16 protein-coding genes are annotated in these 24,569 nt (G+C 65.8%); 6 read left to right on the top strand and 10 right to left on the bottom strand.

Annotated features, from left to right (window positions below; translation table 11 throughout):
• Positions 1-63: 63 nt before the first annotated feature.
• A complete protein-coding gene (locus ACW7G6_RS14225) occupies positions 64-1,926 on the bottom strand; it encodes a DUF885 domain-containing protein (RefSeq protein ID WP_456998569.1) in 1,863 nt (620 codons plus the stop codon).
• Between the two features lie 162 nt (positions 1,927-2,088).
• Positions 2,089-3,030 (bottom strand): alpha/beta fold hydrolase, encoded by a 942-nt coding sequence (locus ACW7G6_RS14220; RefSeq protein ID WP_456980450.1) that lies wholly within the window; start codon positions 3,028-3,030, stop codon positions 2,089-2,091.
• Between the two features lie 122 nt (positions 3,031-3,152).
• Here ACW7G6_RS14220 and ACW7G6_RS14215 point away from each other — a divergent pair, with 122 nt between their 5' ends.
• Entirely contained in the window at positions 3,153-4,022 is an 870-nt protein-coding gene (locus ACW7G6_RS14215) for a cupin domain-containing protein (RefSeq protein ID WP_456998568.1), read from the top strand.
• Positions 4,023-4,056: 34 nt separating this feature from the next.
• On the opposite strand, the gene ACW7G6_RS14210 is transcribed toward ACW7G6_RS14215, so the two are convergent.
• The 3 genes from ACW7G6_RS14210 to ACW7G6_RS14200 form a co-directional block, all read right to left on the bottom strand.
• Positions 4,057-5,598 (bottom strand): alkaline phosphatase D family protein, encoded by a 1,542-nt coding sequence (locus ACW7G6_RS14210; protein ID WP_456998567.1) that lies wholly within the window; start codon positions 5,596-5,598, stop codon positions 4,057-4,059.
• 163 nt (positions 5,599-5,761) lie between these two features.
• The gene (locus ACW7G6_RS14205) at positions 5,762-7,852 is read right to left on the bottom strand and encodes a metallophosphoesterase (protein WP_456998566.1); all 2,091 of its coding nucleotides are present in this window, start codon (positions 7,850-7,852) and stop codon (positions 5,762-5,764) included.
• Positions 7,853-7,916: 64 nt separating this feature from the next.
• Positions 7,917-10,715 carry a TonB-dependent receptor gene (locus ACW7G6_RS14200; protein WP_456998565.1) on the bottom strand — a complete coding sequence of 933 codons (2,799 nt, stop codon included), beginning with the start codon at positions 10,713-10,715 and terminating at the stop codon, positions 7,917-7,919.
• 256 nt (positions 10,716-10,971) lie between these two features.
• Between ACW7G6_RS14200 and ACW7G6_RS14195 the strand changes: the two genes are divergently transcribed.
• The 4 genes from ACW7G6_RS14195 (at position 10,972) to ACW7G6_RS14180 (ending at position 16,663) form a co-directional block, all read left to right on the top strand.
• On the top strand, positions 10,972-11,916 hold the full coding sequence (locus ACW7G6_RS14195; RefSeq protein ID WP_456998564.1) for a DegV family protein: 945 nt from the start codon (positions 10,972-10,974) through the stop codon (positions 11,914-11,916).
• 108 nt (positions 11,917-12,024) lie between these two features.
• The gene (locus ACW7G6_RS14190; protein WP_456998563.1) at positions 12,025-15,522 is read left to right on the top strand and encodes an amidohydrolase family protein; all 3,498 of its coding nucleotides are present in this window, start codon (positions 12,025-12,027) and stop codon (positions 15,520-15,522) included.
• Positions 15,523-15,594: 72 nt separating this feature from the next.
• Positions 15,595-15,939 carry a hypothetical protein gene (locus ACW7G6_RS14185; RefSeq protein ID WP_456980440.1) on the top strand — a complete coding sequence of 115 codons (345 nt, stop codon included), beginning with the start codon at positions 15,595-15,597 and terminating at the stop codon, positions 15,937-15,939.
• A gap of 28 nt (positions 15,940-15,967) precedes the next feature.
• Positions 15,968-16,663: a Dph6-related ATP pyrophosphatase gene (locus tag ACW7G6_RS14180; protein ID WP_456998562.1), complete on the top strand. Its 696-nt coding sequence runs from the start codon at positions 15,968-15,970 to the stop codon at positions 16,661-16,663.
• A gap of 11 nt (positions 16,664-16,674) precedes the next feature.
• Here the strand turns inward: ACW7G6_RS14180 and fghA are convergent, their stop codons facing one another.
• The 4 genes from fghA to ACW7G6_RS14160 all read right to left on the bottom strand — a co-directional run bounded on the left by fghA (position 16,675) and on the right by ACW7G6_RS14160 (position 20,870).
• Positions 16,675-17,505, bottom strand: coding sequence for an S-formylglutathione hydrolase (gene fghA / locus ACW7G6_RS14175; RefSeq protein ID WP_456980438.1), 831 nt, complete (start codon positions 17,503-17,505; stop codon positions 16,675-16,677).
• A gap of 12 nt (positions 17,506-17,517) precedes the next feature.
• Positions 17,518-18,627, bottom strand: coding sequence for an S-(hydroxymethyl)glutathione dehydrogenase/class III alcohol dehydrogenase (locus tag ACW7G6_RS14170; protein WP_456998561.1), 1,110 nt, complete (start codon positions 18,625-18,627; stop codon positions 17,518-17,520).
• A 79-nt stretch (positions 18,628-18,706) separates the two neighbouring features.
• On the bottom strand, positions 18,707-19,891 hold the full coding sequence (locus ACW7G6_RS14165) for a transporter substrate-binding domain-containing protein (protein ID WP_456998560.1): 1,185 nt from the start codon (positions 19,889-19,891) through the stop codon (positions 18,707-18,709).
• 10 nt (positions 19,892-19,901) lie between these two features.
• Complete coding sequence (locus tag ACW7G6_RS14160; RefSeq protein ID WP_456998559.1) at positions 19,902-20,870, bottom strand: hypothetical protein; 969 nt, start codon at positions 20,868-20,870, stop codon at positions 19,902-19,904.
• A 184-nt stretch (positions 20,871-21,054) separates the two neighbouring features.
• Here ACW7G6_RS14160 and ACW7G6_RS14155 point away from each other — a divergent pair, with 184 nt between their 5' ends.
• Positions 21,055-21,642 carry a hypothetical protein gene (locus ACW7G6_RS14155; protein ID WP_456980434.1) on the top strand — a complete coding sequence of 196 codons (588 nt, stop codon included), beginning with the start codon at positions 21,055-21,057 and terminating at the stop codon, positions 21,640-21,642.
• 37 nt (positions 21,643-21,679) lie between these two features.
• Here ACW7G6_RS14155 and ppc read toward each other — a convergent pair whose 3' ends face one another.
• Positions 21,680-24,499 (bottom strand): phosphoenolpyruvate carboxylase, encoded by a 2,820-nt coding sequence (gene ppc / locus ACW7G6_RS14150; RefSeq protein ID WP_456980433.1) that lies wholly within the window; start codon positions 24,497-24,499, stop codon positions 21,680-21,682.
• Positions 24,500-24,569 lie beyond the last annotated feature (70 nt).

Below are 24,569 nucleotides of genomic sequence, written 5' to 3'. Positions count from 1 at the left end.
GCCCTGGAGACGGCAGCAATCGCGCGCGTCGATTGCTGCCGTTCCCTATTTCTTCTGCGGGCCTCAGGCCTGCTTCTCGTCCTCGATCCACTGGTCGATCTTGCGCTCCAGCAGCGTCAGCGGCAGCGCACCGCCGCCAAGCACAGCGTCGTGGAAGCTGCGGATATCGAAGTCCTCACCCAACTCGGCCTCGGCCTTCGCGCGCAGCTCCTGGATCTTGATCATGCCTATCTTGTAGCTGGTCGCCTGGCCCGGCCAGGTGATGTAGCGGCGCACTTCGGCCTGGACCGCCTCCAGCGGAATCGAACTGTTCTCGGCGAAGAACGCCACCGCCTGCTCCTGGGTCCAGCCCTTGGCGTGCATTCCGGTGTCTACCACCAGGCGAATCGCGCGCCACATCTCCGAAGTGAGCCGGCCGTATTCCGAGTACGGGTCGGTGTAGGTGCCGGGCATCTCGCGCGCCAGCCACTCCGAGTACAGGCCCCAGCCTTCCGAGTACGCGCTGAAGCCGGCCTGCTTGCGGAACTCCGGCACGCCTTCCAGCTCCTGCGCGATAGCGATCTGCATGTGGTGGCCCGGCAGGCCCTCGTGGTAGGCGATGACCTCCAGCTCGGTCTTCGGCATCGCGTTCATGTCGGACAAGTGTGCGTAGTACACGCCCGGGCGGCTGCCATCCGGCGTGCTCGGGTAGTAGTGCTGCGCGGCGCCGGCGACCTCGCGGAACGGCTCGACCCGCTTGACCACCAGGTCCGCCTTCGGCAGCAGGCCGAAGTAATTGGGCAACTGCTTCTTGATGGTGTCGATCGCCGCGGTGGCGTCGTCGATGTAGGCCTGGCGGCCGGCGTCGGTGTCGGGATACTTGAACTGCGGGTCGGTGCGGACGAAGTGGAAGAACGCCTTCAGGTCGCCCTCGAAGCCGACGCGCTCCTTTAGCGCCTCCATCTCGCCGCGAATGCGCGCGACCTCGTCCAGGCCGATCTGGTGGACCTGTTCCGGGCTCAGGTCGGTGGTGGTCGACGCCGCCAGGCGCTCGGCGTAGTACGCGGCACCGTCCGGGTGGGTGGTGCCGACGCCCGACGGGTTGACCAGCGCGTTCGGCAGGTCGGCCTTGTACCAGGCGATGACATCGGCAAAGGCCGGCTGCACCGCCTCCACCAGTGCCGCGCGGGCGGTGTCCTTCAGTTCCTGCGCGCGCGCCTCGTCGATCTTGCCGGCCTTCACCAGCGCATCGGCCTTGGCCTGTGCGTCGGCCCACAGCGCGCTGTCCTCGCCATCGGTGAACGGTGCGCCGGTGATGACCTTGCCGGCCTGCTCGATCACGCCTTCATGGGCGAAGCGCGGCGGGCGGATGTCGAGCCCGGCCGAACGCTTGACCTGGTCCATCAACTGCCCGAACGCACGCGGCACCTCGCGCAAGCGTGCGACGTAGGCAGTGTAGTCAGACTCCTCATCCACCTTGTGGAAGTTGATCAGGAAGGTCGGCAGGAACGACTGCGCCCCGCCCATCTGCTCGAACGGATAGTGGTGGTCACTGAAGCGGTCGGCGGCCTTGGCCGCCTCCGTCTGGTACACGAACAGGTCCCACGACAGCTTGGCGTCATCACCCAGCGCGTCGTAATCGAAAGTGGACTTCATCTCCTCGGTCGCCGCGACCTGCCAGGCCAACTGCTTGGCCGCACTCTCGCGCGACATGTCGTCGAGTTCCGAGTAGCGGTCCTTGCGGCCAAGGAACGCCATCCGGATCGGACTGAACTGCAGTTGCTCCTCGTACTTCTGCTCGAACCATTCGTTGAGGCGCGCGTCCGTGGTGGCGGCGCCGACTTGGGCGGAGGTGGTTTCGGGAACGGTGGCAGCCGTGGGCGCGCCGGGCGAGCAGGCGACGCACAGGGCCAGGGTGAGGGCGGATACGACGAGGGTGCGGCGCATGGGATCTCCGGACTGAAGCGGGAGCGGCGCCCCCGGAAGGCTGATCATGCCGTAAACGATGCCGCCGGCGCAGTGTGCCGAAAGGCCCGGGCGGTGCGACGTAGCGCCCCAAAATGCAAAGAACCGGCCGTGCATGGTGCACGGCCGGTTCCTCGCCTCCGCTTACTTTTCGAGGAAGTCGAGCAGGTCCTGGTTCAACCGGGCCTTGTGGGTGTCGGTCAGGCCGTGCGGCGCACCCGGGTAGACAATCAAGCGCGCACCGTCGATCAACCGGGCCGCGGCGCGCCCGGAGCCTTCAATCGGAACGATCTGATCGTCATCGCCATGGATGATCAGGGTCGGCACGTCGAAGCGCTTGAGGTCCTGGGTGAAGTCGGTGGCCGAGAACGCGGCGATCGAGTCGTAGGTGTTCTTGTGGCCGGCCTGCATGCCCTGCGCCCAGAACGAGTTGATCAGGCCCTGTGAAGCTTCCGCGCCGGGACGGTTGAAGCCGAAGAACGGGCCGGACGCGATATCGAGGTAAAGCTGCGAGCGGTTGGCCAGCGACGCTTCGCGCATGCCGTCGAACACCTCGATCGGCACCCCGCCCGGGTTGGCCGCAGTCTTGAGCATGAGCGGCGGGACCGAGCTGACCAGCACCGCCTTCTTGACCCGGTCGGTGCCGTGGCGGCCGATGTAACGGGCGACCTCACCGCCGCCGGTCGAGAAGCCGACCACGGTCACGTCGTCCAGATCCAGGGTATCGATCACCGTGGCCAGGTCGTCGGCGTACTGGTCCATCTCGTTGCCGTCCCACGGCTGGCTGGAGCGGCCGTGACCGCGGCGGTCGTGGGCGACGACACGATAGCCCTTGGAGGCGAGGAACAGCATCTGCGATTCCCAGCTGTCGGAGTTGAGCGGCCAGCCGTGGCTGAAGGTGACCACCGGGCCGTCCTTCGGGCCCCAGTCCTTGTAATACAACTGGACGCCATCCGGCGTGCTGATGTAGCTGCCAGTCTGGGTGGTGGCGTCGGCGGTGGGCTGCACGGCCTGGGACGCAGCGGCAGGGCCGGCAGCAACGACAACGGCCATGGCGGCGGCGAGGGTGCGGGCAATGGTATGCATGATGAGCTCCTGATCAAAGTCTTCCGGCGGAAATGCCGATGCCTCGTGGCAAGGTCTATGTTGCACGCGCGACCAGGACTTAAAGCAACGTATAGTCCTTGATAATTGATTGAGAGTATCAAATGGCAGTCGACCGCCTTGAAGCGCTGCTGGCGCATTTTTCCGTCACCGCGCAGGTGTTCCATGCTGGCGCGCTGTGCGGCATCAACGACCTGCTGCCCGAAGGGGACACCGGCCAGTTGCACTTGATCCGAAGCGGTCCGGTGGACGTCATCCATGGTGGCTCGGTCGCGCAACGGGTCACCGTACCCAGCCTGCTGCTGTATCCGCGGCCGATGGTGCACCGGTTTTCCACCGACCCCGAGCGCGGGGCCGACTTCGCCTGCGCGAACCTGTCGTTCGAGGGTGGTGGTGGCAATCCGATCGTCGCCGCGCTTCCTGCCTTCACTTGCCTGCCGCTGGCCAAAATCGACGGCGCCGCCAGCGTGCTCGGGCTGTTGTTCGAGGAAGCCTTCGCGCATCGCTGCGGCCGCCAGGCCCTGGTGAATCGGCTTTTCGAGGTGGTATTGATCCAGGTCCTGCGCCAACTGATGGAAAGTGGGCAAACGCAGGTCGGCATGCTCGCCGGTCTCGCTGACACCCGGCTACGCCGCGCACTGGTGGCGATGCACGAGCAACCCGCACGCGAATGGTCACTGGAAAGCCTGGCCGACAGCGCCGGCATGTCGCGCAGTGTATTCGCCAACAGCTTTCGCGAAACGGTGGGCTGCACGCCCGGCGCCTACCTCCAGCAATGGCGCATCGGCCTGGCCCGGCAGGCGCTGCGCAAAGGGCGCCCGCTCAAGCTGATCGCCAGCGAGGTCGGCTACGGCAGCGAGGCCGCGCTGTCACGGGCATTCAAGTCGGTGCTCGGGGTGTCGCCGAGGGGGTGGCGACGCGTCAATGAGCAAGACGATGGCTTCAATGCCAACTCCACGGGGGGATCACCGTAGGGGACGACGCGGCACATGTGTGTCAGTTTCATGCCTACGCACTCTCGATGCCCGGCTTTCCGTGCTCAGTCACCAGCCTGGCGATGACCGACTTGTTGCCGCCGGCAACGCTGACCTTGTCGATGGCGACGACACTGGTGCGCCATTCGTCGCGACTGATGTCGAACAACTGGTAGCCGCGACGATTATTGAACAGCACGTTGTGCGGATTTTCCGCCAGCACGTTCTCCCAGCCCTTGCGCATATCGCTGCCATCCCCACCAGAAGCAATCGATGTGGCGACGTACTCGCTCGCCACCGGCGTGCTGGTGAAGTCCCTGTCATCGACGGGAATCACCCCGGCGTGGTGCGTGTGCACATCGCCGGTGGCGACGATCACGTTGCCGAGCTTGCGCTGGCGGATCATCTCGACCACACGTGCGCGCGACTCCGGATAACCGCTCCAGGAGTCGGTATTGAGCAGACCGGCCTTGCGGCTGGTCGGATACTTGTACGGCATCATCATCACTTGCTGCGCCAGCAGGTGCCAGCGCGAGTCGGCATTCAAGCCTTCGCCAAGCCACTGCTCCTGCGCCGCGCCAAGCATCTGCGAAGGACCGTTGTCTTCCCACGGACGGCACGGGCGCATGAGGTTCCGGTTTTGGTCGCAACGCTGCTTGCTGCGGTACTGGCGAGTGTCCATCAGGTGCACGCGCAGCAGTTGGCCGTAGTCGAGACGGCGATACATGGTGATACCTTGCTGAGGCGTGGGGAACAGCGTTCGGCGCACCGGCATGTTTTCGTACCAGGCCTGCATGGCGACGAAGCGACGCAGCGCGAACACTTCTGGCGGCGTGCCGTCCTGTTCGTTCGTCCCCGCCCAGTTATTGTCGAATTCGTGGTCGTCCCAGGTCATCAGGAACGCGGTGGCGGCGTGCGCGGCCTGCAGGTTGGGGTCGGATTTATACTGCGCGTAGCGGCGGCGGTAATCGCTCAGGGTGTAGATCTCGTCGCCGACATGTTGGCGGGAAATCCTGTTGCCGGCAGCGTCGATGACGAACTTGTCGTCCTTGCCACGGCCTTCGTAAATGTAGTCGCCGTAGTGGAACACGGCATCGAGGTCCGGCTCCCGGCTCAGGTAGTCGTACGCGGTATACAGGCCGGCTTCGTAGTGCTGGCACCCGGCGACGCCGATGCGCAGCCGATTCACGCTCGCGCCCGCTGGCGGCGCGGTGCGCACGGCTCCGACGGGGCTCGGCGGCTGGCCTTCGACCCTGAAGCGATACCAGTACGGGCGGTGCGGCTTCAGACCTTCCACTTCCACATGCACACTGTGGCCCAGTTCCGGGCGGGCGATGCGTTCGCCCTTGCGCACGATCCTTGAGAACGTCGCGTCTTCAGCCACCTCCCATTGCACCGGCACGCCGAGCATCGGCATGCCGCCGTTTTCTTCCAGAGGCCTGGGCGCCAGCCGCGTCCAGATCACGAAACCGTCCGGCCACGGATCACCGGACGCCACGCCGAGGGCGAACGGGTACGCATCGAATTTCGGCGCGGCCCACAAACGGCCCGGTTGCAGGCCGGCAAACAGCGCCATGGCACTGGCACCGAGCAGGAACTTGCGGCGATCAAGCGTGATGGACGACGTCATGCAAACTCCAGATGACCAAACGGAAACGGGCACGCAAGGCGTAACAGATGGATTCTGGAGGCCGACTACTACGCTTGGGTTACGACCGGCCGCGTCGCCGCCCGCGGCTTCAGAACGGCGAGGGCTTGTCCGACAGGTCGATCAGTTCGTTGCTCGTCAGGTCCAGCCGGACATGCTCGGACGGTGCGCCCGCGGCGAGCTTTAGCATGATCGCCATCAGCGGCTTGAAACGCGCCTGCACCACGTCACCGCTGGTATTGGCATTGCTGACGCGCGCGCCGCGCATCTCCAGTGTCGCATCGGTTTTCTGCAACGCCCGGGCGAGCAGCTGGTAATGGGCAGCGCGCTCGGTGGAGATGTCGGCGAACGCGAGGTCGCCGGCGTTGGCCAGGCGCACGAAGTCACCGACCATTTCGAGCGCCTGCCATTGGCTGAAGTCTTCCAACTGCATGCCGTTGGCCTCCGCCAGCGCACCCGCCCTGGCTTCCGCTGCAGCGAGGTCCGCCGCGAACACGGGATTGCTCGCACCGCTGCCACCCGCGTCGGACAGGCAATCGAAGAACGCGGTCGAAAGCCCTGTGCGCGCGCCGGTACTGGCCAGTTCCTTCAGCGTGACCTCGGTCTGCAGCTGCGACAGCACGAGCAGGTCGGCGCCGGTCAGCGGGCTCTTGACGAGCTCGCGCATGTCGCAGTGCCAGTCGTCGTTCAGCAGGCGCAGGCGCACCAGCTCGGTCATGTAGCGATGGGTGAAATCGCCGTAGCTCGTCGCGTCCAGGATGGAGAGGTTCCATTGCGCAGGCTTGGTGTATGCATGCTCGGCACGATAGAGGTCGAACAGTTCGTCGAAGCGCGGCACCTCGTCCAGCCGCACGGTCTCGACCTCGATCCGGTCGGTGCCGTCGAGCGTCATCAGTTTGTAGGCCGGCACATACGCGGCCAGGGACGGCGCCTGGATGTTGAACAGCGCGGTATCGCCACCGTAGTTGCGCACGGCCATGTCGTTGAAATGCATGTGGCCGCCGACGTGCACCTTCAGGCCGGCTTCGGCCAGCGCGCGGGTCGTGTCCTCGGTGGGCCGGCGCACCAGCTGCATGGCGTCCGCGCCCAGCAGCGCCTCGATATCGTCCGATGCACCGTTGTAGAACTCGGCCATGGGAAAGTGGCTGAACGCGATCACCTGCTTGCCCTTGGCCTCGCCGCGGGCCACGACATTGCGCAACCACTCGATCACCTGCGGCTTGTGGCGAAGCATCGCGTTGTAGCCCTGGTTGCCCGAGCCGGTGAAGTCGTTGGGGCCGGGGCCGGTGGGTACATAAACGTTGGCGTCCAGGCCCACCAGCCAGACGCCCTCGACCGGCTCCACCACGTACGAGGTATCGGTGACCGTCTTGCAGAAGGTTTGGCAGATCTCGTACTGGCGGTTCGCCCAGCTGGCCTGCTCCAGCGCCGTCGGGTAGTCGTAGTCGTCGTAAGTGTAGCTGCTGTACGGCGTCTCGTAGTAGAGGTACTGCGGCTTCGGCATGAAGCCGTGCTGCGCCAGCATCTGCGTGATGCCCGCGTAGCCCAGGTGCCGAACTTCCTGCGTGCAGTAGCTCACGCCTAACCTGGCCCACTCGCCCGCGTACGGCGCGCTGCTGCAGTCGGTATTGCCACCGCGGCTGTAGATGGGCTGCGGGAACCCCACCTCGCCAGTGGCGGGATCGACGCCGAGGTAGTCGCCCTTCCCGCCGGCCTGGTCGAACGGACGGACCGGATCGTGGTTGCCGGGTGCGGCGAAGAACTCGATGCCGTGCCGGGCCGAGTACTCGTCCATGAGCCGGGCGAGGCCGCGCATGTGGATCGGCTGGCCGTCGTCGGAGAAATCGCCGGGCAGCGCGATGTACTTCACGCCGCGTGCCACCGCGTCGTCCAGCGCGGCTATGAACGCGAAGTAGTTCTCGTTGAACAGGCGCGTGGACGTCAGCTGCGCCTGCATGGTGCGGATGGTGGCGTCGCGGCCGTTCCGGGGGTTGCGCACCCCCGGGAAGGAGCCGTCCGGGAACTCCGCATAGACATCGTGAAAGTGGATGTCCGGCATGAAGGCGATACGGACCGGCGCGCGGACGGGCGCGGACGGCGGCGGCGCGGCGTCCGCACGTACCGCCGGCCGGCCGTCGTGGCTGGCGGTACAGGCCGCCAGCAGACCGGCCAGCGCCGGCACCGCCAGCGCGCGGCCGACGGACATCCGCGCCCTCATCGACTCATCGCCACGCGTGACTGCCGGCTCAGAAATCGACCCGGACACCCAGGCTCAAGCGGCGGCCGGACAACTCGTGCATCGTCGGGAACGACGGGTCCATGGTGTAGCCGGTCGTCTCCTCGTCGGTGATGTTGATGCCCTTCAGGCTGAGCTTGACGTTGTCGGTGATCCAATAGCCGACCGAGATGTCGGTCTGGCCGTAGGCATCGCGGTAGATCGGATACATGTTGTAGCCGAGGCTCTCGACGTACTCGTCCTTGTAGTTGTACGACACGCGCGCGTCGAAGCGCGCGTTGTCGTAGTACAGGGTGAAGTTGTAGGTCTCCTCGGCCAGCCCCGGCATCGGCGTCTTGATGCCGAGCGCCGACTCGCCGGCGAGCGAGCTGTCCAGCGAGGTGTAGTTGGCGTTGATGCCAAAGCCTTCCAGCGAGTGGTGCAGCATGCTCAACGGCAACTGCGCGATCAGTTCGAAGCCGTCGACATCGTAGGAGCCACTGGCGTTCACCGGCTGGTAGACGTCGAAGTCGTAGTAGCCGGCGAGCGTGCCGTTGGCGTTGTACACCGCCACGTCCGGGACCACCCCGGTCAGCGCGTTGATGACCACACCGTCGATCTTCTTCTGGAAGTACGACGCTGCCAGCAGGCCACCGTTGTCCAGGTATTTCTCCAGGCCGACGTCCCACTGCTCGGCCGAGGTCGGCGCCAGGTTGGGGTTGCCGTCGGTGAAGCGGAACGAGCTCCAGCTTGCGGTGCGCTTGTAGGCCAGGTCGCTCAGAGCCGGGCGCATCATCGCCTCGGACGCGGCGGCGCGAAGCAGCAGGCCGTCGGACAGCTCGGCGGTCATGTTCAGGCTGGGCAGCACGTCCGAGTAGTCGCCCTTCTGCGACACCGGTTCCTCGGTGAAGCCCGGCGTGCCATCGGGGTTCTGGATCGGGTGGTAGCCGAAAGACACCACCGAGGTGTCGACGTAGCGCGCACCGGCGTTGATGAATATCGGGACCCTGCCGAGGTCGAAGTTGAAGTCGGCCATCGCGTACAGGGCGGTCGCTTCCTCGTCGACGCGGTAGTACTCACCTTCGTCGAACGGCGTGGAGAAGCCGGGGTAGCGGAAGGTGGCCCGCGCGTAGTCATTGGACACCTGTTTCCAGGCCAGGTCGCGCGCCTCGTACTGCCCACCCGGAACGATGTCGGTCACCCACTCCAGCTCGCTGTCGGCCAGGGTGCGGTCGCCGGCCCATGACTCATCGCCTTCGCCCGGGCCCTTGATGTTGCGTTCGCCGCGATTGCGCTCCTTCGACTTGTCGGTATAGCGCGCACCGAACTGCACGTTGTGCAGCGCCGGGAAGAACGCCAGGTCCAGCGTCTTGCGGAAGTTCACCTGCGCGGCGTACTTGTCGTCGCTCACCTTCTCCAGGCTGGTCTCGTACGCCTCGAACAGGTAGCTCTTGGGCGCGTCGTACATGTCGATGGTGGCCGGGTCGCCGCTGGGGATCGTCTCGCCGCCAGTCTCGGTCCAGCGCGTGCGCGACGGCGCATAGGCCACGTGCTTGAGGTTGGCGTGGTCCAGCGTCTTCTCCGCGCCGGAGTAACCGAGCAGGCCATCGACGGTCCAGCTGTCGCCCTTCCAGTCCAGCGCTACGCTGTACTGGCCGAAGTCGCTCTTGTTGATGCGCTCCTTGCTCAGGAACTCGTGCTGGGTGGCGGTGTAGGACACGTCACGCAGCACCACCATGCCGTACTGGTCCAGGGTGGTGGCGTCGTACTCGTGGATGGTGTCCAGCGTGCTGCGGCTGGAGGCCGAGTAGGCCGCGGCGTCGTACTCGTCCTCGGTGGTGTCGTAGCCGCCGACCATGGCATCGAAGGTCAGGCTGAAGTCGCGGCTGGGCTGGTATTGCAACGCCGCGGTGGCGCCCCACTTGTCCTGCTCGTTGAGGTAGATGCGGTCGCCGACCTTGTCCTGGAAAATGATGAGGTTGGTTTCGTCGCTGTTGTCCGGGTCCTGGACGACGATCCCGGCGTCGCGCTCCAGCACCGCCGCCGCCTGCGCGCTGCGATCACCGCCGGCGCCGAGGAAACGCGACAGCGGGCGGAAGTTGATGCCCGAGTTGGAGTCGGTGCGGTTGGTGCGCTTGGCCTTGGAGAACGACACCAGCGCGCCCCAGTCGCCCCAGGTGTCGCTGGCCAGGAACGAGAACTTGGGATCGGTCTCGCCGGAGATGGAGTTGTGCGCGCCTTCCGCGGAGAACGCCAGCTTGCGTTCGCTGTAGTCGAACGGACGCGCGGTGGAGATCTTCACCGAACCGGCGATGCCGCCTTCTTCGTCGGAGGCGATGGGCGACTTCTGCACCGTCACCTGCTGGATGATCTCCGAGGCGAAGATATCGAACTCGACGTCACGCCCGCCGCTGCCCGATGCCGTCGCCAGGTCGTTGATCGACACATGGGTGTATTCGGACGGTAGCCCGCGGACGTTGACCGCGGTGCCCAGACCCTTGTTGCGCTCGATGGTCACGCCGGGCATGCGCTGCAAGGCCTCGGCCAGGTTCTGCTCGGGGAAGTCGACCACGTCGGTGGCGACGATGGAGTCGGAGATACCGATGTTGCTGCGCTTGATATCCACCGCCTGCTCGAGGCTGCGGCTGTAGCTGCCGGTCACCTGGACAGCGTCGAGTTCCGTGGGCTCGGCCGCGGCGTCCAACTCGCTCTGGGCCAAGGCCTGCAGCGGCATCGATGCCATGCCGGCGATCAGCAGGCCGTGGATGATCCGGCTCAATGGCCTGGGTTGCGGCGCGAAAACGCGGGTGGACCGATTGCGATGCGACATGCTGTTCTCGTGATTGAAAGGGGTCCGCTGCAGCGGCGCACCGACCCAACCATCGAGGGCGGGGATCAGCTCGTCATCGCTGAGCCCGCATAGGCTACGAAGGGAATGTTACGTTAGGATTTCGTAAAGATGCGTGGACCACCAACAGCCAGAAGCGGACAAGTTACGCGTCGGGCTTGCACCAAGCACGACCACCCCAGCGGCGTTATGCTGCAAGTGTTTTGTGACGCCGTAGTCACTTCCTTCAGGGGGATTCATGCGCATTGGACTGGTTGTCGACTCGGCCTGCGACTTGCCACTGGAATACCTGCAGCAACACGACGTGACGATCCTGCCGATCACGGTGCGGATCGGGGAGGCGGTGCTGGCCGATCACCGCAACGAGCAGGCGACGCTGGAGTTCCTGCACGCGCACGTCGCCGAGGGCGGCGCCGAGGCCGAGACCATGCCGTTCACGGTGCAGCAGATCCAGGAGCTGTTCCTGGGCAGGATGGTGATCGACTACGACTACGTGTTCTGCATGACCATCACCAAGAGCCGCAGCCCGATCTTCGACAACGCCCAGCAGGCCAGCTTCGCGATCCTCAACGACTACAAGTCCGCACGGGCGGCGTCCGGCAGCGCGACCCCGTTCGCTCTGCGCGTCATCGACACCCAGAACCTGTTCGCCGCCCAGGGCATCACCGCGGTGGAGGCCGTCCGCCTGCGTGACGCCGGCGAGGGCGCGCCGAAGATCCGCGCACGGTTGGAAAACCTCGCCCTGCACACCCACGGCTACCTGGTGCCGCGCGATCTGTACTACCTGCGCGCCCGGGCCCGCAAGAAGGGCGATCGCAGCGTCGGCCTGCTCAGCGCCGCGCTGGGCAGCGCGCTCGACATCAAGCCGGTGCTGCATTGCAACCGTGGCGAGACTGGCCCGGCAGCCAAGATCAAGGGCTTCGAGGCGGCGGTGGAAAAGGTGTTCGCCGGCACCATCAAGCGCATCCAGACCGGCTTGATGACCCCGACGGTGTGCCTTAGCTATGGCGGCGAACTCGACGAAATGCGCCAGTTGCCGGGCTATGGCGAGTTGCGCGCGGCCTGCGCCGCCAACAACATCGAGGTGTTCGAAAGCGTGATGAGCCTGACCGGTATGGTCAATGTCGGCAAGGGCGCGGTGGTAGTGGGCTTCGCGTCCGAGGGCGGCATCCGCTTCGACTAGTCTGGGTGGCCGGTCACACGGCCACGCCTCGATCCGGGACTATCAGCCTACGACCGCGCGTCGGATGCAGGCTAGGCTGCACGATTCGTCTGCCATGCGTGCCCGTCCATGACCCCTCGCCTGCTTGTCCTTGCGCTGTCCAGCGTGCTGTCCGCGTCCCTCGCCCTGCCCGTGCTGGCGCAGGACCCGCCGCCGCAACCGGCACCGCAGCCCACCCCGCAACCGACGCCGACTCCGCCGCTGGATCGCGACACCAGCGACGCCGCCGGGGACCCGGTGCAACTGGAGCAGGACGCGCTCGACCCGGTCGGCACCGACCCCGCTCAGGCCGAACCCGACGCCGCCAAGGGCAGGACCCAGCGCGATGGCGAGGACGAAAAGACAGAGAAGTGGGACATCACCGCCGCGCATGGCCCGACCAGAACCGTGCGCTTCAGCACCGATGAAGGCACCTGGATGGATGTCGATGTCGCCCCGGATGGCAACGAGCTGGTGTTCTCGCTGCTGGGCGATCTGTACCGCCTGCCCATCGGTGGCGGCACCGCGCAGCGCATCACCAGCGGCCCGGCCTGGGACGTGCAGCCGCGCTATTCGCCCGACGGCGCCGAGTTCGCCTTCACCTCCGACCGCGGCGGCGGCAACAATCTATGGCGCATTGATACCGACGGCAGCGACCCGGTGCAGGTCACGCAGGAAGACTTCCGTCTGCTCAACAATCCGGCGTGGACCCCGGACGGCCGTTTCATCATCGGCCGCAAGCACTTCACCTCCGAGCGCTCACTGGGCGCCGGCGAGCTGTGGATGTACCACGTCAGCGGCGGCAAGGAGGGCCTGCAGCTGACCGAGCGCAAGAACGACCAGCAGGATCTCGGCGAGCCGGCGGTGTCGCCCGACGGCCGCTACGTGTATTACTCCGAGGATGTCAGCGACGGCGGCGCGTTCAATTACAACCGCGACCCGCATGGGGTGATCTACGCGATCAAGCGGCTCGACCGCCAGACCGGCAAGACCGACACCCTGCTCGCGACTCCCGGTGGCGCGGTGCGGCCGCAGCCCTCGCCCGACGGCAAGTCACTGGCGTTCGTCAAGCGCGTGCGCGACAAGTCGGTGCTGCACGTGCTCGACCTGGCCAGCGGCGAGGTGCGACCGGTGTGGGACGGCCTCAGCCACGACCAGCAGGAAGCCTGGGCGATCTTCGGCCCGTACACCGGCTTCGACTGGATGCCCGACTCCAGGTCCGTGGTGCTGTGGGCGCAGGGCAAACTGTGGCGGATCGCCATGCCGGACGGCCAGGCGACAGAAATTCCGTTCACCGCGCAGGTCGAACAGACCGTGACCGAGCCGCTGCGCTTTACGCAGGAAATCGACGAGGGCCGCTTCGCGCCGAAGATGATCCGCGACGTCGCCACCTCGGCCGATGGCGATACGCTGGTGTTCCACGCGCTCGGCAAGCTGTGGCACAAGTCGCTGCCGGGCGGCGAGCCCAAACGCCTGACCGGCAACGAGGGCCTGTACGAATACGAGCCCAGCTTCAGCGCCGACGGCGGCAAGCTGCTCTACACCACCTGGTCGGACGCGGCGTTGGGCGCGATCTACGTGCGCAACGCCAACGGTTCCGGCAAGGGCACCCGCCTGACCGACGAGAAGGGTTTCTATTACAACCCGCGGTTCTCGCCCGACGGCAAGCGCATCGTCTACTCCAAGACCGGCGGCAGCGGCCTGACCGGCAGCCTGTGGTCGGTTGATCGGGGCGTTTACGTGATGCCTGCGGGCGGCGGCGAGCCGGTGCGGGTCGCCGAGAAGGGCAGCGCGCCGCAGTTCAACGACGACGGCAGCCGCGTGCTGTACCTGACCGGCGGCGGTCTGGAGAAGAAGTTGATGTCGGTCGGCCTGCACGGCGAGGACCCGCGCGAGGTGTTCAACCTCAAGTACGTCGACGCGGTGCAGGTCAGCCCGGACGGCAAGTGGGTCGCGTTCACCGAGTTGTTCAACGCCTATGTCGCACCGATGGTGTCGACCGGCAAGGCCATCGAACTGGGCAAGGATTCCAAGGCAATCCCGGTAACGCCGATCAGCGCCGATGTCGGCAGCTACCTGCACTGGGCAGCCGACTCGGAATCGTTGCATTGGATGGTCGGCGACAGGTACCACTCGCGCACGCTCGATGAGAGCGTCGCATTCCTGCCCGGCGCGCCGGCAGAGATCCCCGCACCGGTCCACGGCGGCGGCATCGCGGTCGGGCTGACCGTGCCGGTCGACGCGCCCGACGAACTGGTTGCGTTCACCAACGCTCGGATCATCACCATGCGCGACGCGGAGGATTCCGAGGACGTCATCGAGAACGGCACCATCGTGCTGCGCGGTGACGAGATCGTCGCGGTTGGCACCAGCGATGCGGTGCAGGTGCCGGCCGGCGCCAACGTCATCGATGCGACCGGCAAGACCATCCTGCCCGGTTACATCGACGTCCACGCCCACGCCGCGCACTTCGGCCAGGGAGTCGTGCCGCAGGAAAACTGGGCGTACTACACCAACCTCGCGTTCGGCATCACCTCGATGCACGACCCGTCGGCGACCACCGAGTTCGTGTTCTCCGAGGCCGAGTTGCAGAAGGCCGGCAAGATGGTCGGCCCGCGGATCTTCTCGACCGGCACGATCCTGTACGGCGCCGATGGCGACTTCAAGGCGGAGGTGAACTCGCTCGATGACGCCCGCAGCCACCTGCGCCGGATGAAGGCCAACGGCGCGTTCTCGGTCAAGAGCTACAACCAGCCGCGCCGCGAGCAGCGCCAGCAGATCAACACCGCCGCAAGGGAGCTGGGCATGCTGGTGGTCGAGGAAGGCGGTTCGACCTTCCACCACAACATGACGATGATCCTCGACGGCGTCACCGGCATCGAGCACAACATCCCGGTCGCGCCGCTGTACAAGGACGTGGTCGAGCTGTGGTCGCAGACCGACGTGCGCAACACCCCGACCCTGGTGGTCAGCTACGGCGGCCTGTCGGGCGAGTACTGGTGGTACGCGCGCGACAACGTGTGGGAGAACGACAAGCTCAACCGCTTCTTCCCGCGCGAGACGCTGGATGCCCGCAGCATCCGCCGCGAGACCGCGCCGGACTGGGACTATCACCACGTCGATGTGGCCAAGGCCGCCAAGGTCCTGCGCGATGCCGGCGTCGGCATCCAGATCGGCGGCCACGGCCAGTTGCAGGGCCTGAGCGCCAACTGGGAGATCTGGCTGCTGACCCACGGCGGCTTCAGCAATTTCGAGGCCTTGCGCGCGGCCACCATCGATGGTGCCGACTACCTCGGGCTGGACGGCGACATCGGTTCGCTGGAAGTCGGCAAGCAGGCCGACCTGGTGGTGCTCAACAGCAACCCGCTGGAGGACATCCGCGCCACCATCGATACCCGTTACGTGATGGTCGACGGTCGGTTGTTCGATGTCGACGCCGACATGGCCGAGATCGGCAACGACCAGACCCCGGAGCCGAATTTCTACTGGCAGCGCCACCGCGACGGCCAGACCTTCGGCACCGAATTCGGTCCTACCGCGGTCTGCCATTGTCCCAAGGGCCACGGTGCGCACGTGCACCTGGATTGAACCGACGGCGTGATTTCACGAAGACCCAATGCCGTCGCGACTAGGCTGTCATCCACCGCTGAAGGAGGCTGCATGGCCACTCGTTACTACATCACCTTGCCCGACGGGGCCCGTGCCCGCGGTGCTGATCCGGACCTGTCGTTCACCGCACACAGCGGCCCCGGCTTCGCCGCGGAGCTGCAGGACGCACTGCGCAGCAATGCCTTGTTCGAGCGTTGGCGCCGCAAGCAGGACCAGCCCGACGAGGTCGACCGCTCCCTTGCCGCGACCGACCCCGGGGCGACCGTGGAAGGTGCCCAGGATGACTTGCACATCGACCTGGTGGTCACCACGTCCATCCCCGGCAACGTGCTCAAACAACGTTTGCGACTGCTGGCCGGCAGCGCCTGGGAACTGCGCGACGTGACCGCCGCTTGAGCCCGCGCGCCACGCCGCTGCCGTACGCATGAAAAAGGACCTCCTGCTCGCCTGGAGCGGCGGCAAGGACGCGGCCTGGGCGCTGCACCATCTGCGCCAGCGCGACGATGTCCGCGTTGTCGGCTTGCTGACCACGCTCAACGGGGACTTCGATCGCGTCGCCATGCATGGCATCCGCCGGGATGTGCTTTACGCGCAGGTCGCCGCCGTGGGGTTGCCGTTGCTGGAGTCGGTGATCCCGCACGGCGGCGACAACGACACCTACGAGGCGGCCTTCGCCGCAACCCTGACGGCCGCGCGCGAACGCTGGCCCGGCATCGACACCATCGCCTTCGGCGACCTGTTGCTGGCCGATGTACGTGCTTGGCGAGAGGCATTGTGCGATCGCCATGGCTGGCGGATCGAGACCCCGCTGTTCGGCGCCGATACCGCTTCCCTGGCCCGGGAGATGATCGCCGGCGGCCTGCGCACCCGTCTTTGTTGCGTGGATACCCAACAACTCGACGCCGGCTTCAGCGGTCGATCACTCGATGCGTCATTGCTGGCCGAGCTACCCGACCGCTGCGACCCTTGCGGCGAGAACGGCGAGTTCCACACCCTGGTTCACGATGGCCCGATGTTCGCCACGGCACTGCGCCTGGGACAAGGGGAAACCGTGTTGCGTGACGGCCGGTTCGCGTTTACCGATTTCCATCTGGCGAACCCGGCGCAACCGCTGCTCTGAACCCCGGCGGCTCAGCCCTTCAGCGCCTTCGCGTGGTAGGCGATGTGCTCGCCGATGAAGCTGGCGATGAAGTAGTAGCTGTGGTCATAACCGGGCTGCAGGCGCAGCGTCAACGGATGGCCGGCGGCTTCGCAGGCGGCACGCAGCAGTTCGGGTTTGAGCTCGGTCTGGAGGAAGTCGTCGGCATCGCCCTGGTCGATCAACAACGGCAGACGTTCGCCGGCGCCGGCAATCAGCGCGCTGGCGTCCCACTGCTTCCATTGTTCGCGGTCGTCGCCGAGATAGTTGCTGAAGGCCTTCTCGCCCCACGGCACCTGGCTGGGCGCACCGATGGGCGCGAACGCCGATACGCTGCGGTACATGCCGGGATTGCGCAACGCGATCACCAGTGCGCCGTGGCCACCCATCGAATGGCCACTGATCGCCCGCGCCGTAGTGGTTGGAAAATGCGAATCCACCAGCGCCGGCAGTTCCTGCACCAGATAGTCATACATCCGGTACTGCGCCGCCCACGGCTCGCGGGTGGCGTTGAGGTAGAAGCTCGCCCCCTGGCCGAGGTCGTAGGCCTCGTCGTCGGCGACACCCTCGCCACGCGGACTGGTGTCGGGGGCGACCAGGATCACGCCATGCTGCGCGGCGTACTCCTGGGCACCGGCCTTGGTGATGAAGTTCTGCTCATTGCAGGTCAGCCCCGACAGCCAGTACAGCACCGGGCACGGGCCCTGCCTTGCCTGTGGCGGCAGGTAGACCGCGAATTTCATGTCGCAGCCCAGCGTGCTGGAGGCGTGTTGCCAGACTTCCTGACTGCCGCCGAAGCATGCGTGTTGTTCGATACGTTGCATGTGCGCTCCCCGTCAGTAGTGGATCACCGTGCGGATCGACTTGCCTTCATGCAGCAGGTCGAAGGCCTCGTTGATGCGTTCCAGCGGCAACTGGTGGGTAATGAACGGATCGAGGTCGATCTCACCGCGCATCACCTGCTCGACCATGCCCGGCAACTCGGTGCGTCCCTTGACGCCTCCGAACGCGGAACCGCGCCAGACCCGGCCGGTGACCAGCTGGAATGGGCGGGTGCTGATTTCCTGGCCAGCGCCAGCGACACCGATCACCACCGACTCGCCCCAACCCTTATGGCAGCACTCCAGCGCGGCCCGCATGACGTTGACGTTGCCGATGCACTCGAAGCTGAATTCCACGCCGCCGTCGGTCATCTCGACGATGACGTCCTGGATGGGTTGGTCATGGTCCTTCGGGTTGACACAGTCGGTCGCGCCCATCGACTTCGCCAGCTCGAACTTGTCCGGGTTGGTGTCGATCGCAATGATCCGCCCGGCTTTCGCCTGCACCGCGCCCTGGATCACTGCCAGCCCGATCGCTCCCAGACCGAACACGGCAACCGTGTCGCCCGGTTTCACCTTCGCCGTGTTGTGCACCGCACCGATGCCGGTGGTCACCCCGCAACCGAGCAGGCAAACCTTCTCCAGCGGCGCGTCGGGGTTGACCTTGGCCAGCGACACCTCGGCCACGACCGTGTACTCGCTGAACGTGCTGCAGCCCATGTAGTGATGGATCGGCTCACCGTTGTAGGAAAACCGCGTGGTGCCGTCCGGCATCAGTCCCTTGCCCTGGGTGGCCCGCACCGATGAGCACAGGTTGGTCTTGCCCGACGTGCAGAATTTGCACACGCCGCATTCCGCCGTGTACAGCGGAATCACGTGGTCGCCGGGCTTGACGCTGGTGACGCCCTCGCCGATCTCGACCACCACGCCACCACCCTCGTGGCCAAGCACCGCCGGGAACACGCCTTCCGGGTCATCACCCGACAAGGTGAACGCATCGGTGTGGCACAACGCGGTGTGGGAGATCTTCACCAACACCTCGCCGGCGCGCGGCGGCTCGACGTCGATTTCGACGATCTGCAGGGGCTTGCCGGCTTCGAAAGCGACGGCGGCGCGGGATTTCATGATCGGGCTCCAGTGCGGGGTTGGCTTCAATGATAGGCGGTGCGGTCAGGGTCGGCTTGTCGCCGGCAACCGGGGCAAGTCACTGCGCCGGCCCGAAGTACTCCTGGTTGACTTCCGCCAGGTAGCCGCTCTTCTTGAGCCCGAGCAACTCCACCGTCAATGGCTTGGTCATCTCGCTGTGCTTCTGCAATGCGAACCCGTAGCTCTGCGGGCTGAAGATATCCCCGACCACCGTCACGCCGGCGCCCGGATGGGTGTGCTGGTAGTACTCCAGTACTGCCGCGTCACCGATCAGCCCGCTGATCCTGTCGTTCCTCAAGGCCTCCACCGCCGGCTCGACGTTGTCGTAGCGATGGATGTTCAGCCCGGTCGACAGCGCGTACTCCTCGCCGGTGCTGCCATCGCGCACCCCGACCGTCTTGCCCGCCAGGTCGGCGATGCTGTTGATGCGACTGGTCAGTGACAGGGTCGTCATCACGCTGGTCACCGACGAGGTCAGGTAAGCCAGCACCGCGATCCCGCACACCAGCCACAACCCCTGCCAGAGGCGCCCGACCCACCCGAACAGGTTCTTGCGCGACGGCGGCTTGCCCGACGTGGTCACCGACATCACCGTGTAGAAACTCTCGGCAACGCCGTCCGGCCAGCGCCGTGTGAAGTTTTCGTCGAAGCGGCGGTCAAACAGGGTCAGCAGGACCGTGGCGAAGACAATGATCGCGCAGATCCACGCATACGCGCGCAGGTGCCCGGATTTCCTGAGGCCGGCGACCACGGCCCAGAAGCCGGTGTTGCCTTCCTTGTGAATCATGATCCGGAAGCCGCCGTCGTACCAGGGCTGGGTGAAGTTGATGCGTCTGGCACGTTCCTGGTTCACCGACAGGTTGGTGAGGCCCACGTCCAGGCGATCGCTCTCCAGGCCCTCGACCAGGTCGCTGATCGTCTCCTGTTCGATGTACTCGTAATTCCAGCCCAACCCCTTGGCCGATTCTTCCCACAGGTCCACTGCCATCCCGGTGTAGCCGCCGGTACTGTCCTTCATCACGAACGGCGGGCTCGCATAAATGCCGACGCGAAGTCGGTCTGCGCGGGCTTCGGGCGCGTCCTGCGGCACCGCATCCGGCACAGCCGCTGTGTCCTGCGCCGCCGTGGCGAGTCCGGCGCAAAGCAGCCACAGCGGCAACAGGAGGCTGGCAGCGATGATCGACAGGGCATCACCCGGAAACGATCCGGCGCGATGGCGACAACCGCAAACTCCCCAGCGCATCCTCGCCTCCCTATGCTCCCTGGTTGCCTTCATCGAGCAGGCGGCAATCGATCGCGACCGGCTGGCTTGCCGCCACCGCGATCGCGTCCTGGAACATGTCGCAATCCAGCAGGTTGTCGGGTGAGGACTTGCGCCCCGACCAGACGTTTATATTTACCTGGGGCTCGCCTTCGATGAGGTCGAGCCGGTCGCGTTGCAGCCCGCCGCTGCCGAACGCCGCCTGGCCTTCACCGGGAAGCGTCACCAGCGCGCTGCCAAGATCGACTTGGCCTACGTCATTGATGACATCCTCTCCGGCGTCCGCCGCGGGGTCGGCAAAGTACGTCGCGCCGACGATCACCGTCTCTCCTGAGCTGCTGAACTGCTCTTTCGCCGAATCCGACAGCGTCACGTCCACGGTGAAAGCGAGGGGGTCGGGTGACGCCGGTCCCGACTGGATCGTGACCACCCGGATGTCGCTGGCGGCACAGGCATCGTCACGGCAGATGCCGGTGAGCCAGACCTGACCATCGCCGAACATCACCCCTTGGTAGTTGACCCGCAAGTCAGCGAACTGCTGGGACGTGATGACCGAGGCGATCCCGGGGGTGATGACCTGGTCCCACAGCTCGATGAATGCCTGGGCATCCCGGATCACGCGCGGTTTGCCGTCGATCTCGACATTGATCGGATACGACACCAACGCCGCAACGGCCTGTTTGTCCGCCGATCCCACGCCCCGCTGCAGACGATCAAACGTCGCCCGGTAGGCGGCGGCGTCACCAAGATTGGTTTCGATCGCCTGCTCGACCGCGGCCTCTCCTGCCGTCGTGTCGGTTGCTTCCGCATTCGCGTCGGAGCCGTCTTGTTCCGTCTGTGCAGATGCCTCCGCTTCCGCCTGCGCAGCGGCTGTGTCAACCGGCGAACCCGTCTCGAAGGAGTCCGTGCAGCCGGCAAACGCCAGCGATGCCATAACTATCACTACATAGCCAGGTTTCATGGTGTCGCTCCCTAAGCAGGATCGGCGTCGTCCGTGGCCGACTCTTCGTCGTCAGCTCGGCCAGTGGTAGCAACACCTCCGTCACCATCGCGTGATAGTCGTGGGCCCGTCCCGCCCCGTTCCGCGTGTGCTAGTTTGGCTCGACTTCAGTCCACCATCATTGATGATGAACGTGACCGGGCCCATGCAGCACGTCCCAGACCCCGCCCTGCTGTTCACCCATGTGAGAATCCTGGTCGGCATGATCATCGGCCTGGGGCTCACACATCTGCTGCGTAATTTCGCCGGCCTGATGGTGCATCGCGCGCGCCGCCACGTGTACTGGACCCACCTGGTGTGGACCCTGTTCGTCTTCCTGTACCTGTTGCACTTCTGGTGGTGGCAGTTCCGCCTGTCCTACATGGTCACGTGGGACATCGAGATCTACGTGTTCATCTCGATCTACGCACTGGTGCTGTACTTGCTGTGTGCGTTTACCTTGCCCGAGCGCGTGGATGACGACGCGGATTACCGGGAACATTTCTATTCCCGCAGGCGCTGGTTCTTTGGCCTGCTGGCCATGGTATTCGCCATAGACTTTATCGACACCTGGATAAAGGGGCAGGCGTATTTCGAGAACCTTGGCCCCGAATACATCGTGCGCAACGTCGCCTACATCGTGTTGAGCCTGGTGGCGATGAAGACCACCAACTCGCGGTTCCACGGCATCTTCGCACTTGCGGCCGTTGGCTACGAGGTGCTCTGGACGTTGCGCCGGTACGAGATCCTCTAGCGCAGGCACGAATTGGCCAGGATTTCCGCTCCGGGCCTCAACCCGTATTCTGGATTCCCGCGGCGATGCCGTTGACGGTCGCCATCAACACTTGCAGCAGCGCATCGTCGTTGCGCTCGCCGGCCCGCCAGCGTGCCAGCAGGTCGACCTGCAACAGGCTGATGGGATCGACATAGGGATTGCGCAGGCGGATCGACTGGCGCAGGCGCAGGTCCCGGGCCAACAGCTCGTCCTCGCCCTTGATCGCCAGCACGGCATCGCGGGTGCGGGTGAACTCGGCGACGATTCCCGGGTGCATCAGCGCGTGCAGATCGCCCTTCCCGGTCGAGGCTGGCACATCGGCGGCCAGCTGCGAGTAGCGCTCGAAGATCCCCAGGTCGGAGGAGGCCAGGACCATTTCGATGTCGTCCACCAGGGCGGCAAAGAACGGCCAGTCCCGGGCCATCTCGGCCAGCATTTCCTGCCCGTGGCTTGCCAATGCACGCTCCATCGCAGTACCGACGCCGTACCACGCGGTCAGGCCCGAGCGGTTCTGCGCCCACGAGAACACCCACGGAATCGCCCGCAGCGACTCCACTCCGCCGGCACCGGTGCGCTTGCTCGGACGCGATCCGATGCGCAGCCGTTCGATCACGTCGATCGGGGTGGCGGCGCGGAAGTAGGCGGTGAAATCGGGATGTTCGTGGATCAGCGCGCGGTAATGCGCACTGGCGTCGGCGGCCATCTGGCTGGCAACGCGGCGCCATTGGGCCTCGCGAGGATCATCAGGTCGCGGCCGCAGGCTCGCACGCAACACCGCGCCGGTGGTCTGCTCCAGGTTACGCAGTGCCAGAGCGCGAATGCCGTACTTGCGGTGGATCACCTCGCCCTGCTCGGTCAGTCGCAGGGTGCCGTCGACCGAACCCCGCGGGGCGGCGATCACCGCTCGCTCGGTCTTGCCCCCGCCGCGACTGATGGAACCGCCCCGCCCGTGGAAGAACATGATCCGCACGCCGCTCTCGTTGGCCAGCGCGGTCAGTGCAATCTGGGTCTGTTGCAGGCTCCAGCGCGAGGCGACGATGCCACCGTCCTTGGCGCTGTCGGAGTATCCCAGCATCACCACCTGACGGTTGCCACGCGCTACCAGGTGGGCGCGATAGACCGGGTCGGCAAACAGCGCGCGCATGGTGTCGGCGGCGGCCTCCAGATCGGCGATGGTCTCGAACAGGGGAGCGACGTCCAGTGGCACCGCGCCATGGGCGATCGTCGTGCCGGCCTGGCCGTCAACGGATGGCGCGTCGCTGGCTTGCCCGTCATCGCTTTCCACACAGCCGGCCAGGCGTGCCAGCGCCAGCACCGCCAACGCATCGGCCGCGCTGCGGCTCATGCTGACGATGTACGGACCAAACACCCGTTGGCCGTAGCGCGGGCGGAGCCGGCCCACGGTACGGAAGACGTCGAGGGTGCTACGCGCCACGTCAGCATCGGCAGCGCTTGGCACCAGGCTGCCATCCATCATCGCGTGCAGCTTGCGCGCGCGTTCGGCTGGCTCACGTTGTTCCCATTGCGGGTCATCCAGCAAGCCGGCCAGCGCGACGTCGTGCATCGCCGAATCCTGGCGCAGGTCCAGGCTGGCCAGATGGAAGCCGAAGCAGCGCGCACGGCGCAGCAGGCGCACCACCGCGAAATCACCGGCGTGCTCGCCACGGTGGGCCAGCAGGCTTTGGTGGATCAACTCGATATCGGCCACGAAGCTCGCCGCATCCGGATAACCGGACGGGTCATCGTGGGTGGTCATCCGCAACCGCTCGGCCATCAGCGTCAGCAGGTTGCGATACGGCATGTCGGCATGGCGCGGATGCAGGTTTTCGACGCCGGCCGGCAACAGATCGCGGTACTGGTCGACCCTGGCCATCACCACCTCACTGACTGCCACCCGACTCAGGGACTGGCTCAGCAGGTCTTCAAGCTTGTGGATATCGCGTCGATACGCGGCCAGCACCAGCGCCCGCTGCCGGGCCAGGGTCGCGGCAATGGTGTCGGCGCCGACGTTGGGATTGCCGTCCATGTCGCCGCCGACCCAACTGCCAAACCCGAGCACGTCGGGCAACTCCGCCGTGTCCCCGTAGTGCTCGGTCAATGCCGCCTGGAAGACCTCATGGAAAACGGGCAGGACCCGGTACAACACTTCGGTCAGGTAGAAGCCGACGTGCTCGAACTCGTCAGCAACACTCGGCTTGGCGGCCGGTGCCTCCACGGTCTGCCAACTTGCGGTCAATGCCATGCGCATACGCTCGCGATCGGCACCGCGCTCCGCCGGGGTACGGCCGCGGTCGATGTCGTTGACCAGGCAAGTCACGACCTCGCGTTCTTTCTTCAGTTGTACCCGGCGCACGGCCTCGGTCGGATGGGCGGTGAATACCGGCTCGATCCGCAGTCGCGACAACACCGCGCCCAGCTCGTCTGCACCGACGCCCTGCGCGGCGAGCCGACGGATGACATCGTCCAGGCTGGCGGGCTGGGCACCGTGGTCGGCACGCTCGTGCTCGCGGCGGCGGCGAATGCGATGGACCCGCTCGGCCAGGTTGATAGCCTGGAAATAGGTCGAGAACGCGCGCACCAGGTCACTGGCCTGCTCAATCGGCGTGCCCGCCAGGGCATCGGCCAATCCGGCTACCGGCTCGTCGTTCTCGCGGCGGGTAATCGCCGCGCGGCGCAGGCGCTCGACCCGGGCCAGGAAGTCCGGGCTGCGTTGCTCGGCAAGGATCTCCCCCACCAACGCGCCGAGTTGCTTGACGTCCTCGCGCAAAAACTGGTCGGTGGGTGCGAACTCGACGCTACGCAGGGAGTCGTCGGTCGTATCGGTTGGGATCTGCATCCCCCAAGGCTAACGCAACAGCGGCCGACTCCCGGTGACGTCGCAGCCTGGCGCGAACTTCACCACCGAT

It is taken from the genome of Lysobacter sp. A421 (genome assembly GCF_054052145.1).
The sequence above is the reverse complement of the archived record's forward strand: the minus strand, read 5'-3'. Positions and strand labels throughout refer to the sequence as shown.

Coding starts and splice junctions, on each gene's coding strand:
- ACW7G6_RS14185 (WP_456980440.1), top strand. CDS start 15,595: ATGGCCACTCGTTACTACATCACCTTGCCCGACGGGGCCCGTGCCCGC.
- ACW7G6_RS14190 (WP_456998563.1), top strand. CDS start 12,025: ATGACCCCTCGCCTGCTTGTCCTTGCGCTGTCCAGCGTGCTGTCCGCG.
- ACW7G6_RS14180 (WP_456998562.1), top strand. CDS start 15,968: ATGAAAAAGGACCTCCTGCTCGCCTGGAGCGGCGGCAAGGACGCGGCC.
- ACW7G6_RS14170 (WP_456998561.1), bottom strand. CDS start 18,627: ATGAAATCCCGCGCCGCCGTCGCTTTCGAAGCCGGCAAGCCCCTGCAG.
- ACW7G6_RS14200 (WP_456998565.1), bottom strand. CDS start 10,715: ATGTCGCATCGCAATCGGTCCACCCGCGTTTTCGCGCCGCAACCCAGG.
- ACW7G6_RS14210 (WP_456998567.1), bottom strand. CDS start 5,598: ATGGCGCTGTTTGCCGGCCTGCAACCGGGCCGTTTGTGGGCCGCGCCG.
- ACW7G6_RS14195 (WP_456998564.1), top strand. CDS start 10,972: ATGCGCATTGGACTGGTTGTCGACTCGGCCTGCGACTTGCCACTGGAA.
- ACW7G6_RS14160 (WP_456998559.1), bottom strand. CDS start 20,870: ATGAAACCTGGCTATGTAGTGATAGTTATGGCATCGCTGGCGTTTGCC.
- ACW7G6_RS14215 (WP_456998568.1), top strand. CDS start 3,153: ATGGCAGTCGACCGCCTTGAAGCGCTGCTGGCGCATTTTTCCGTCACC.
- ACW7G6_RS14225 (WP_456998569.1), bottom strand. CDS start 1,926: ATGCGCCGCACCCTCGTCGTATCCGCCCTCACCCTGGCCCTGTGCGTC.
- ppc (WP_456980433.1), bottom strand. CDS start 24,499: ATGCAGATCCCAACCGATACGACCGACGACTCCCTGCGTAGCGTCGAG.
- fghA (WP_456980438.1), bottom strand. CDS start 17,505: ATGCAACGTATCGAACAACACGCATGCTTCGGCGGCAGTCAGGAAGTC.
- ACW7G6_RS14155 (WP_456980434.1), top strand. CDS start 21,055: ATGCAGCACGTCCCAGACCCCGCCCTGCTGTTCACCCATGTGAGAATC.
- ACW7G6_RS14165 (WP_456998560.1), bottom strand. CDS start 19,891: ATGCGCTGGGGAGTTTGCGGTTGTCGCCATCGCGCCGGATCGTTTCCG.
- ACW7G6_RS14220 (WP_456980450.1), bottom strand. CDS start 3,030: ATGCATACCATTGCCCGCACCCTCGCCGCCGCCATGGCCGTTGTCGTT.